Genomic DNA, 11,241 nt, shown 5'->3' with positions numbered 1-11,241 from the left:
GGGGCCAGCCCCCCGCACCCCCCGGGATATTTGTGGACAGAAAATGAAAGGGGCCACGCCATGAGCCCGAGAGACGACATTCCTTCCCTGCGGGGCCTGGACGGCGACGGCTCGGTGCAGGTGCATCTGGACCCGACGCAGAAGATCGAGGGGGCCAAGGTGTTCTCGATCTACGGCAAGGGGGGGATCGGGAAATCCACGACCTCGTCGAACCTGTCGGCGGCGTTTTCCATGATGGGCAAGCGGGTGCTGCAGATCGGCTGCGACCCGAAACATGACAGCACCTTTACCCTGACCGGGCGCTTGCAGCCCACGGTGATCGACATCCTGAAGGAGGTCGATTTTCACGCCGAGGAGCTGCGCCCCGAGGATTATGTCGCCACCGGCTTCAACGGCGTGAAATGCGTCGAGGCCGGGGGGCCGCCGGCCGGCACCGGCTGCGGTGGCTATGTCGTGGGCCAGACGGTGAAGCTGTTGAAGCAGCACCATCTGCTGGAGGACACCGATGTGGTGATCTTCGACGTCCTTGGCGACGTGGTCTGCGGCGGCTTTGCTGCCCCCCTGCAGCACGCCGACCGGGCGGTGATCGTCACGGCGAACGATTTCGACAGCATCTATGCGATGAACCGGATCATCGCGGCGGTGCAGGCCAAATCGTCGAACTACAAGGTGCGGCTGGCCGGATGTGTGGCCAACCGCAGCCGCGAGACCGATGAGGTCGACCGCTATTGCAACAAGGTCGGCTTCAACCGTCTGGCCCATATGCCCGACATCGACGCCATCCGCCGCAGCCGGTTGAAGAAGAAGACCCTGTTCGAAATGCCGGACGAAGAGGACATCCTGATTGCCCGCGCCGAATACATGCGGCTGGCGGATACGCTGTGGAAATCGGTCAACCTGCCCGAGACCTTCCCCGAGCCCCTGCCCGACCGCGAGATCTTTGAACTTCTGGGATTTGACTGATGCCCGACTATGCCCGCACCCGCGCCCGCGTCGAGACCTACTTCGACCGCACCGCCACCAAGGCGTGGGAGCGGCTGACCTCGGACGCGCCGGTTTCCCGCATCCGCCAGACCGTGCGCGAAGGGCGCGACCGGATGCGCGCGCTGATGCTGTCGCGCCTGCCGCAGGACCTGCGCGGGATGCGGGTGCTGGATGCCGGTTGCGGCACCGGGATGACGACCGAGGAACTGGCGCGGCGCGGGGCGGTGGTGGTGGCCGCCGACATCTCGCCGAAACTGGTGCAGATCGCGCAGGACCGGCTTCCGGTGGCGCTGCTGCCGCAGGTGACGTTCCAGGCCGGCGACATGACCGACCCCGCGCTGGGGTCGTTTGACGCCGTCATCGCGATGGACAGCCTGATCTACTATGGTGCCGACGATATCGGCCGCACCCTGCGGGCCCTGGGCCAACGCGCGGGCCAGGTGGTGTTCACCGTCGCGCCGCGCACGCCGCTGCTGATGGTGATGTGGCACGCGGGCAAGCTGTTCCCGCGCTCGGACCGCTCGCCGGTGATGATCCCGCATGGCTTGCGCGACCTGACGCAGGCCACCGGGCCGGGACTGGCGAAGGTCGGGCGCGTGGCCCGGGGCTTCTACATCTCGGACTGTCTGGAGTACCGGCCATGATCCTGAAGCAGAAGCATATCAAGGCCCTCTCCCCCGCCTGGATGCCCTTTGCCGAGGCGAGTTCCGAAAGCCTGCCGGCGGCGCAACTGTTGCGGCTGTCGCTGTTCCAGGTCTCGGTCGGGATGGCCACGGTGCTGCTGCTGGGCACGCTGAACCGGGTGATGATCGTCGAGCTTTCGGTCCCCGCCATGATCGTGGCGCTGATGATCGCCATTCCGGTGCTGGTGGCCCCGTTCCGCGCGCTGCTGGGCCATCGCAGCGACACGCACCGCAGCGCGATCGGCTGGAAGCGGGTGCCGTATCTGTGGTTCGGCTCGCTTTGGCAGATGGGCGGCCTTGCGATCATGCCCTTTGCGCTGATCGTGCTGTCGGGCGACCAGATTCACGGACCGGCCTGGGCGGGCGAGGTCTTTGCCGCGCTGGCCTTCCTGATGACCGGGATCGGGCTGCACATGACCCAGACCGCGGGCCTAGCCCTCGCCTCGGACCGCGCGACGGACGAGACGCGGCCGAAGGTGGTGGCGCTGCTCTACGTCATGTTCCTGCTGGGCATGGGCGTCAGCGCGGTCATCGTCGGCTTCCTTCTGCGCAACTACGACCCGATCACGCTGGTCCGCGTCGTCCAGGGCTGCGGCGCAGCAACGATGGTGCTGAACCTGATCGCGCTCTGGAAGCAAGAGATCGTCCGCCCCATGTCGCGTGCGGAACGTGAGGCCCCCCGGCCCCGTTTCCGCGATGCCTGGGCCGACCTGATGGCCGGGGGCCAGGCCGGGCGGCTTTTGATGGTGGTCGTGCTGGGCACGCTGGCGTTCAACATGCAGGACGTCCTTCTGGAACCCTACGGCGGCGAGGTTCTGGGCCTGTCCGTCAGCAAGACCACGCTGCTGACCGCGATCTATGCGATGGGCGCGCTGGCCGGCTTTCTGACCGCCGCGCGCTGGCTGGCGCAGGGGCGCGACCCCTATCGCACCGCCGCGCGGGGGATCCTGGTGGGCCTGGTCGCCTTTCCCTGCGTGATCTTCGCCGGGCCGCTGGACAGTGCCGCGCTGTTCTACCTTGGGGCTGCGCTGATCGGCATCGGCGCGGGGCTTTTCGCCGTCTCGACCCTGACCGCCGCCATGGCGCTGCGGACCTCGGGCACCGGCGCGGGCCTGGCGCTGGGGGCCTGGGGTGCCGCGCAGGCCACGGCGGCGGGGCTTTCCATCTTCCTTGGCGGCGCCTTGCGCGACGTCGTGGGCCATCTTGCCGGAAGTGGTGCGCTTGGCCCTGCCCTCACCGACCCGACCCTTGGCTACAGCTTTGTCTACCACGCCGAGATCGGCCTTCTCTTCCTGACCCTCATCGCACTCGGCCCCCTGGTCCGCGTGCGGCCGCTAACCGCAACCCCGAACTCCGGCGACCGCTTCGGCATCGCTGAATTTCCCACCTGATCCACGGAGGACAACCCAATGGTAGGTGTCACCTTCTTCGGCAACTTCGACCTCGCCAGCCTGTCGATCTGGCTTTTCTGGGGCTTCTTCGCCCTGCTGATCTATTACCTGCAGACCGAGAACATGCGCGAAGGCTATCCGCTGGAGCTGGAGGACGGCACACCCGCCCCGAACCAGGGCCCCTTCCCGGTGCCCAAGCCCAAGACCTTCCGCCTGCCCTTCGGCAAGGGCGAGGTCACCGTTCCCTCGGCCGCGAACGAGGCCGCGCATCGCCGCACCGACCTGGCGCTGGCGCGCACGGCCGTTGGCGAAGGCTTCCCCCATGCCCCGACCGGCAATCCGATGCTTGATGGCGTCGGGCCCGCCGCCTGGGTTCCGCGCCGGGACGAGGCTGAACTGGACGGCCACGGCCACAACAAGATCGTGCCGATGACGCAGCTTGACGGCTTCAAGATCAGCGCCGGGCGTGACCCGCGCGGTCTGCCGGTGCAGGCCGGCGACCTGGAAGTCGTGGGCCGCGTCTCGGACCTGTGGATCGATGCGCCGGAACAACTGGTACGCTACCTGGAGATCGAGTTGAACTCGGGCGCCAAGCGCCTGGTGCCGCTGACCCTGGCCCGGATCTGGGAGGACCGCGTGCGCGTGAACTTCCTGGCCTCGGACAGCTTTGACGGCATCCCGGCCACCAAGTCCCTGACCGAAGTGACCAAGCTCGAGGAAGACAAGATCTCGGCCTATGTCGCCTCGGGCTGGATGTACGACGCCCCGAAGCGCAAGCGCGGCTTCTGATAACCGACAGGTCGCGGCCCGCGCCCGGGCCGCCGCCTTTCACCACCAAGAACGGAGGGTCTGCCATGTCAGACCATGACGATTTCGCTTTCGACGCACTGCCTGGGCTGCCGGAACGGCCCCCGCAAGGCGAGTTGATCCTTTGGCAGGGTCGCCCGGATGCCTGGGCACTGGCGCGGGATGCCTTCAAGCTGCGCTGGTTCGCCAGCTACTTCGCGATCATCGTGCTGTGGCGCGCCGGATCAGCCTTTGCCGATGGCGGGCTATCCCTCGCGCTGGCCATGGGCCTGCCCTATCTGGTGCTTGGCCTTCTGGGCCTTGCGGTGATCTTTGGCCTGGCCTGGGCCCAAGCCCGCGCCACCACCTATACGCTGACCACTGCCCGCGTTGTCCTGCGGATCGGTGCGGCGCTGCCGGTGACCTTCAACATCCCCTTCGCGCAGGTGGGCACCGCCGCGCTGGACCTGCGCCGCGACGGCACCGGGACCATCGCGCTGGACACCACGGGCGAGACGCGGATTTCGACCGTGGCGCTCTGGCCGCATCTGCGGCCCGGCCACTGGTCCCGGACCCAGCCCGCCCTGCGCGCAATCCCTGATGCCGCGCGCACCGCCCGGATGCTGGCCGATGCCGCCGAGGCGCGGCTGACCCAGCCCGCCGTCACCCGTACGCCGGACCTGCATCCGGTCGCGGCGGAATAGGGGGCAAAGATGACACATCAACCCTCGCCCACCTTCAAGTCCCGCGAAAAAGAGATGGTGCCGCGCACCCTGCTTTGGGCCATGTTCGGCCTGGCCATGTCCACGCTGGCCATCACCGGCTTTGCCGCCCTGACCGACCGCCCGCCGGTGGCCCAGCCGCAGGCCGGCACCGTCACGCGTGAGGCCTGGATCATCCTGGAAGGCCATGACGCCCAGGCCGTCACCGTGCGCAAGCCGGATGGAACGGTCCTGCTGGACCTCGCCCATGGCGGCTTTGTCACCGTGGTCCAGAACGGCCTCGCGACGGAACGGAAGAAGCATCAGGTCGACCCGCTGAAACCCCTGCGGATCGTCCAGTACGACAACGGCCGTCTGGCCGCTGAAGACCCCGAAACCGGCTGGAGCGTCGAGCTTTATGCCTTCGGGGGTGACAACAAGGCCGCGTTCGAACGGCTACTCGATCAATCAGAATAGGGAACCACACACATGGGACTGTTCACCCGTACCAAGGAAAGCGTGCCCTGCACCGTCGAGGTCAGCCACCGCTTTGACGCACTTCACGCCCACGTCCGCTTCAACAACGGCGCCGTCGTCCACCCGGGCGACGAGGTTCTTGTCCACGGCGCGCCCGTTCTGGCCGCCTATGGCGAGGTCATCGTCGAGGACCGCACCGCCACCATCACCCGCGCCACGCCCATCGAACGGCTGTGGACCCGGATGACCGGCGATTTCGGCTTCATGGAGCTGTGCGAGTTTTCCTTCTCCGAGGAGATCCGGCTATGAATGCGCATTCCACCACGCACGAAGAACTGCACGCCGAAGTGGCGGGCCAGTTCGACACCACCGCGATGGCGACGGAAACCACGCTCCTGAACCCGCGCTTTTACACCACCGACTTCGACGAGATGGACAAGATCGACGTCACCCCCGTCCGCAAGGAATGGGACGTGCTGATCGCGCAGATGAAGTCCGACCCGAACAAGGGCCATTTCAAGAAGAACGCCGACTGGGACCAGATCGACTGGGACGGCATGGACCCTGCCCTGCGGGCCGAGTTCATCGACTTTCTGGTGTCGTCCTGCACGGCCGAATTCTCGGGCTGCGTCCTTTACAAGGAAATGAAGCGCCGCGGCACCAACCCCGACATCTGCGAGCTGTTCAGCTACATGTCCCGGGATGAGGCCCGCCACGCCGGCTTCATCAACGACGCCCTGCGCGAGGCGGGGGTGGCGGTGAACCTGGGCTTCCTGACCAAGGCGAAGAAGTACACCTACTTCCGCCCGAAGTTCATCTACTACGCCACCTACCTGTCGGAAAAGATCGGCTACGCCCGCTACATCACCATCTACCGCCACCTTGAGGCGCATCCCGAACAGCGGTTCCACCCGATCTTCAAGTGGTTCCGCGAATGGTGCAATGACGAGTTCAGCCACGGCGAGGCCTTCGCCCTCTTGATGAAGACCGACCCCAAGCTGACGCAAAGCTTCGTCAACAAACTGTGGATCAAGTTCTTCCTGACCGCCGTCTACTCGACCATGTGGGTCCGCGACCATGCCCGGCCGGAATTCCACAAGGCGCTTGGCGTCGACATCGAGTGGTACGACCAGGAAGTGTTCCGCAAGACCTCGACGATCAGCCGCCAGATCTTCCCGATCGAGCTGGACATCGACCACCCGCGCTGGATCCCGCGCCTGCGGGCGATGAACAGCGCCTTCCTGGCGATGGACGCGGCCCGGCGGCAGGGCGGCGTCGGCGGCAAGCTGAAAGGCTGGGTCGCCTCGGCCCGCGCCGCGCTGGCCTTTGCCAGCCTCTACACGATCCCGGTCAAACGCCACGCTTTGCCGGCCACCGTCCGGCTGGAGCCGTCGTATTGACCCTTGACCCCCATACCGCTGTTCCGGCAGCGGGTGGCCTTGCGGAATGGGCGCGTTCCGCAGGCCTGTGCGGCCCTCCCTTCGGGGGGGGCCGTACATGACCAATCCCTGGACCGCCGCCGCGATCACGCTGTTTCTCTGGTGGTTCTCCACCGGCGCGATCCTGTGGCGCGTCCGCCATGCCGACCGGGCGGGGGGCGGGGCGCATCAGCTTTCCGTCCTCCTCGGACTGCCCCTCCTGATCGGTGGGGTGGCCGGCCTCGGCTGGTCGCTGGACGACCCCTCGACCTTCGGCACCTACCTGGCCTTCCTCTCGGCCCTGGCCCTTTGGGGCTGGATCGAGCTGGCCTTCCTCTCCGGCGTCATCACCGGCCCGAACCGCCAGCCCTGCCCGCCCTTCGCGCAAGGCTGGGACCGCTTCCTGCGCGCCACGCTGACCATCCTGTGGCACGAGACCGCGCTGATCGCCGCGCTGGCGCTCTTGGCCTATGCCTCGCAGGGGGCGGCCAATGCCTTCGGCCTCTGGACCTTCGGCGTCCTCTTCTTCGCCCGGCTTTCGGCCAAGCTGAACCTCTTCTTCGGCGTGCCCCGCATCCACACCGAATTCCTGCCCCGCCCGCTGGCCCATCTGGCCAGCCACTTCCGCCACGCCCGGATGAACTGGGTCTTTCCGATCTCGATCACCGGCCTCAGCTTCGCCACCGCCTGCTGGCTTGAGCGCGCCTATTCCGCCCCGACCGAGGCCGCCGTCATCGGTCACATCCTGCTTGCCGCGCTGACCGCGCTGGCACTGCTTGAACACTGGTTCATGGTCCTGCCGCTGCCGGACCAGAAACTCTGGCGCTGGATGCTGCCCGACAGCCCCGCCACGCCCAACCCGCCGATCACCAGCCCGATCCCAGCCAGCCCGATTGCTGCCAGCCCGATTCTTGCCAGAAAGTGACGCCCATGGACTTCGCCCAACACTTCCAAGCCCAGCTTGACGCCCTGAAAGCCGAAGGCAACTACCGCAGCTTCGCCGATCTGGAACGGCGCTGCGGGGCCTTCCCCCGCGCGAACCGGCACGGCAACAGCGTGGAAGAGGTCACCGTCTGGTGCTCGAACGACTATCTCGGCATGGGCCAGCACCCCGATGTGGTCGCCAGCATGGTCGCCACCGTCCAGTCCTGCGGCACCGGCGCGGGCGGCACCCGCAACATCGGCGGCAACTCGATCCAGCACCGCGCGCTTGAGGCGGAACTGGCCGCGCTGCACGGCAAGGAATCGGCGCTCCTGTTCACCTCGGGCTATGTCTCGAACTGGGCGGCCCTCTCCACGCTGGGCGCGCGGATTCCGAATGCGGTGATCCTGTCGGACGAAAAGAACCACGCCAGCATGATCGAGGGCGTCCGCCACTCGCGCGCCGACAAGGTGATCTGGAAACACAACGACTGGCGCGACCTTGACCGCAAGCTCAAGGCCGTGGGCGACCGGCCGAAGATCGTGGCCTTTGAATCGGTCTATTCCATGGATGGCGACATCGCCCCCCTGCGCGAGATCGTCGAGGTCTGCGAAGCCCACGGCGCCCTAAGCTATATCGACGAGGTCCACGCCGTCGGCATGTATGGCGACCAGGGCGGCGGCGTCACGGAACGCGAGGGGCTGGCCCACCGCATCGACGTGATTGAAGGCACGCTGGGCAAGGCCTATGGCTGCGTTGGCGGCTATATCACCGGGACCACGGCGCTGGTCGATTTCGTTCGCAGCTTCGCCTCGGGCTTCATCTTCACCACCGCCCTGCCCCCCGCCGTGGCCGCAGCGGCAGCCACCTCGATCCGCCACCTCAAGACCTCGGGCGAGGAACGCGCCCGCCAGCAGGCCAATGTGGCCGAGGTCCGCCGCCGCCTGACCCAGGCCGGCATCCCGCACATGGCCAACGACAGCCACATCATCCCGGTCCTGATCGGCGACCCGGTCAAGTGCCGGATGCTTTCGGACATCCTGATGTCGGACTGGGGTATCTACGTCCAGCCGATCAACTATCCCACGGTGCCGAAGGGCACCGAACGGCTGCGCATCACCCCCGGCCCGCACCATTCGCCCGCCGATATCGACCACCTGATCGCCGCCCTGACCGCATTGTGGAGCCGTTGCGCAATTTCTCACGCGGTCGCGTGAATTTGTGCGACCAGCCCTTGCCAATCCCGGCCCGGGCCACAGTATACAGGCGAAACCGAACCCGGGAGGACCCCATGCGTTTTACTTTGACTGCCCTTGCCTTCGCCAGCCTTGCCGCGCCAGCCTTTGCGCAGGACGTCGAAGCGGGGAAAAAGACCTTCAACCAGTGCCAGACCTGCCACGTCGTCGCGAATGAGGCCGGCGAAGTGCTGGCTGGCAAGAATGCCAAGACCGGGCCGAACCTCTATGGCCTGCCGGGCCGGGTGATCGGCGGCCTGCCGGACTTCAAATATGGCGAGTCGATCGTGGCCCTGGGCGCCACCGGCGCCGTCTGGGACGAGGCAAGCTTTGTCGAATATGTCCAGGACCCGGCCAAGTTCCTGAAAGCCAAACTGGGCGATGACGGCGCCAAGTCGAAGATGTCGTTCAAGCTGAAGAAGCCGGAAGATGGCGCCAACGTCTGGGCCTACATCGCCTCGCTGTCGCCCGCTGCCGCTCCGGCTGCGGACGCGGCCGCCGCACCGGCAGAAGCTGCGACCGAGGCTCCGGCCGAAGGCGCGACCGAGGCTGCGCCGTCGAACTGAACTGAACTGATCTGGCCGACAGGCTGATCCTGACCCCCGGGCCTTCGTGGTCCGGGGGTTTTGCATTTCGGCGGCAGGTGGGCGGATCGCCCACCCTACGCCCGTGCAAAGCCGGTGCCGTCTATCACAGCCCCCGGCAGGATGATCTTGCGCCCGATATGCAGGACACAACGGCCGATGCTGGGACGCCGTTTCGGGCCAGCGTAGGGTGGGTGTATCACCCACCACCCTTCGCGGCACGGGTTGCCAAAAGGTTAACAGAAACGGCTAACCATCTGTTTAATTTAAACTTCGCGACTTTGTCCACCGTGGACAACCGCCCGATCAGCGCAGCGGCAACCCGCCCTCGGCCTCCAGAAAGGCCACGATTTCGGCAATCCCCACCCCCTGACGGACCCGGGCCATCACAAAGGGCCGCTCCCCCCGCGCCCGGCGCGTGTCGGCCTCCAGCAGGTCTAGGTCCACCCCGACATGCGGGGCAAGGTCGGTCTTGTTGACGACCAGGAGGTCAGATCGCACCACCCCCGGCCCCCGCTTCCTTGGGATGTCCTGCCCCGCCGCCGTGTCGATCACATAGATCGAAAGGTCCGCCAGTTCCGGGCTGAAGGTCGCCGCCAGATTGTCGCCCCCGCTCTCGATCAGGATCAGGTCCAGGTCAGGATGCGCAGCCCGCAGCTCCGCCACGGCCGCCAGGTTGATCGAGGCATCCTCGCGGATCGCGGTGTGCGGGCAGCCCCCCGTCTCCACCCCCCGGATGCGGTCCAGAGGCAGCACCTGCGCCCGCATCAGATACTCGGCATCCTCGCGGGTGTAGATATCGTTCGTGATCACCGCCATCGAACACCGCCCCGCCAGCGCGCGGCACAGGGCCTCGGTCAGGCTGGTCTTGCCCACCCCCACGGGCCCGCCGATCCCCACTTTCAAGGGTCCGTTTTTCGACGCCCCGGTCATGTCCTGAAGATCCTCACATCCATCGCCTCGTGCTGCATCGCCACAAGCTCCGCCGCCAGCGCCCCGCTGGCGATCGCCTCCACCTCGGCCCCCGCCGCCCACTCGGCGACCTCGCCGATCAGCGGATGAAGGCCCGCCAGCAGCGCCTGCCCCTCGGTCTGGCCCAGGGGGGCGAAGCGGGTGGCACAGGCGACCAGGTTGGCCGCAAGGGCATGCAGGTAGACCGCCACCACCTCGGCCACCGGCAGGTCCAGCCCCCGCGCCGCCTCGCCCACCGCGACGGGCAGGCAGCGCGGGGCGAGGTCCCGCCCCGTCAGGGCCGCGACGGTCCGGGCGAAGGCCGTGCCCTGCTCCAGCGTCTCGACCAGCCGTTCGCGACTGCCCGCCATCGCGCGGGCGAGGGCATCCAGTTCCGCCGGATCACCGCCCCGCAAGGCGCAGGCCAACAGCACGGCATCCGCCTGCCCCGTCCCGTGCCGCAGGACGCCGGCGATCCAGGCGCCGATCCCCGCCGCACCGCGCTCGCCCCCGGCGATCACTGCTTCCAGCCCGTGCGAATAGGCGAAGCCCCCGGTCGGGAAGGCCGGCGAGAGCCACTGGACCAGGGTCAGCAGGTCAGTGCGCATGGCCCATCGTCCGGCCCATGCCGTAGGCGCCGCCTTCCGGGGTAAAGGGTTCGCAGCCCTCGGTCACACGCGCGCCAAGGCCGCGCAGCATCTCGGCCAGGACATGGTCGGCGCGGATCACCAGGCGGTCGGGCTCGATCTGGCAGGGGGTGTGGCGGTTGCCGATGTGCCAGGCCAGCCGCACGAGGTCGCCGTGGATCACCAGCACCGGCTCTTCGGCTGCGGCGATCTCGATCAGGCGGCCGTCGTCCAGCTCCAAAGCATCCCCGGCCACGAGGTTCGAGGTTTCGGCCAGATCGACCAGAAAGCTGTCCCCGGCCACCGTCACCAACCGCTTGCGGCGCAGAAAGCGGTCGTCATAGCCCAGCACCACGCGGGCCGTGGCCAGGCGCGGCCACTGGCCCGCACGGTGCAGAATTCGGGCGAGCGGCAAGTTCATCGGCGGGCCTTAGCGATTTTTTCAAGGTTTCGGGTGATTCTGCCGGAAAGGAACAAAGGAGG

Annotated in this window: 14 protein-coding genes; 11 read left to right on the top strand and 3 right to left on the bottom strand. The window is 67.2% G+C overall.

The genetic code is table 11. The annotated features are described in order from the left end of the window. Positions 1–60 precede the first annotated feature (60 nt). The 11 genes from bchL to CXR42_RS01550 all read left to right on the top strand — a co-directional run bounded on the left by bchL (position 61) and on the right by CXR42_RS01550 (position 9,163). Entirely contained in the window at positions 61–963 is a 903-nt protein-coding gene (gene bchL, locus CXR42_RS01600; RefSeq protein ID WP_103255765.1) for a ferredoxin:protochlorophyllide reductase (ATP-dependent) iron-sulfur ATP-binding protein, read from the top strand. Further along, positions 963–1,628, top strand: a complete 666-nt coding sequence (gene bchM, locus CXR42_RS01595) for a magnesium protoporphyrin IX methyltransferase (RefSeq protein WP_103255764.1) — start codon at positions 963–965, stop codon at positions 1,626–1,628. Before bchL ends, bchM begins: the two co-directional genes overlap by 1 nt. Further along, a complete protein-coding gene (locus CXR42_RS01590; protein WP_103255763.1) occupies positions 1,625–3,058 on the top strand; it encodes a PucC family protein in 1,434 nt (477 codons plus the stop codon). Before bchM ends, CXR42_RS01590 begins: the two co-directional genes overlap by 4 nt. An 18-nt stretch (positions 3,059–3,076) precedes the next feature. After that, positions 3,077–3,847 carry a photosynthetic reaction center subunit H gene (puhA, locus tag CXR42_RS01585; RefSeq protein WP_103255762.1) on the top strand — a complete coding sequence of 257 codons (771 nt, stop codon included), beginning with the start codon at positions 3,077–3,079 and terminating at the stop codon, positions 3,845–3,847. 65 nt (positions 3,848–3,912) lie between these two features. Then, a complete protein-coding gene (puhB, locus tag CXR42_RS01580; RefSeq protein WP_103255761.1) occupies positions 3,913–4,548 on the top strand; it encodes a photosynthetic complex putative assembly protein PuhB in 636 nt (211 codons plus the stop codon). A 9-nt stretch (positions 4,549–4,557) separates the two neighbouring features. Continuing rightward, entirely contained in the window at positions 4,558–5,022 is a 465-nt protein-coding gene (gene puhC, locus CXR42_RS01575; RefSeq protein ID WP_103255760.1) for a photosynthetic complex assembly protein PuhC, read from the top strand. A gap of 12 nt (positions 5,023–5,034) precedes the next feature. Next, positions 5,035–5,331, top strand: a complete 297-nt coding sequence (locus CXR42_RS01570; protein ID WP_103255759.1) for a hypothetical protein — start codon at positions 5,035–5,037, stop codon at positions 5,329–5,331. Next, on the top strand, positions 5,328–6,422 hold the full coding sequence (gene acsF, locus CXR42_RS01565; protein WP_103255758.1) for a magnesium-protoporphyrin IX monomethyl ester (oxidative) cyclase: 1,095 nt from the start codon (positions 5,328–5,330) through the stop codon (positions 6,420–6,422). The genes CXR42_RS01570 and acsF overlap by 4 nt, the downstream gene beginning before the upstream one ends. Before the next feature lie 97 nt (positions 6,423–6,519). After that, positions 6,520–7,365 carry a putative photosynthetic complex assembly protein PuhE gene (gene puhE, locus CXR42_RS01560; protein WP_103255757.1) on the top strand — a complete coding sequence of 282 codons (846 nt, stop codon included), beginning with the start codon at positions 6,520–6,522 and terminating at the stop codon, positions 7,363–7,365. A gap of 5 nt (positions 7,366–7,370) precedes the next feature. Beyond that, on the top strand, positions 7,371–8,579 hold the full coding sequence (hemA, locus tag CXR42_RS01555) for a 5-aminolevulinate synthase (protein ID WP_103255756.1): 1,209 nt from the start codon (positions 7,371–7,373) through the stop codon (positions 8,577–8,579). Positions 8,580–8,653: 74 nt separating this feature from the next. After that, complete coding sequence (locus CXR42_RS01550) at positions 8,654–9,163, top strand: c-type cytochrome (protein ID WP_103255755.1); 510 nt, start codon at positions 8,654–8,656, stop codon at positions 9,161–9,163. Positions 9,164–9,487: 324 nt separating this feature from the next. Here CXR42_RS01550 and ureG read toward each other — a convergent pair whose 3' ends face one another. From ureG to CXR42_RS01535, 3 genes are read right to left on the bottom strand one after another with little or no spacing between them, the layout of a single operon-like run. Further along, positions 9,488–10,114 (bottom strand): urease accessory protein UreG, encoded by a 627-nt coding sequence (ureG, locus tag CXR42_RS01545; protein WP_103255754.1) that lies wholly within the window; start codon positions 10,112–10,114, stop codon positions 9,488–9,490. Further along, positions 10,111–10,740 (bottom strand): urease accessory protein UreF, encoded by a 630-nt coding sequence (locus CXR42_RS01540; RefSeq protein WP_103255753.1) that lies wholly within the window; start codon positions 10,738–10,740, stop codon positions 10,111–10,113. Before CXR42_RS01540 ends, ureG begins: the two co-directional genes overlap by 4 nt. Beyond that, positions 10,730–11,179, bottom strand: coding sequence for an urease accessory protein UreE (locus CXR42_RS01535; protein ID WP_103255752.1), 450 nt, complete (start codon positions 11,177–11,179; stop codon positions 10,730–10,732). Before CXR42_RS01535 ends, CXR42_RS01540 begins: the two co-directional genes overlap by 11 nt. Positions 11,180–11,241 lie beyond the last annotated feature (62 nt).

Origin of the sequence: Tabrizicola aquatica, assembly GCF_002900975.1 — a bacterium.
Lineage (GTDB): Bacteria > Pseudomonadota > Alphaproteobacteria > Rhodobacterales > Rhodobacteraceae > Tabrizicola > Tabrizicola aquatica.
Note: the sequence above shows the minus strand (reverse complement) of the source record. Positions and strands in the feature narration are given on the sequence as shown.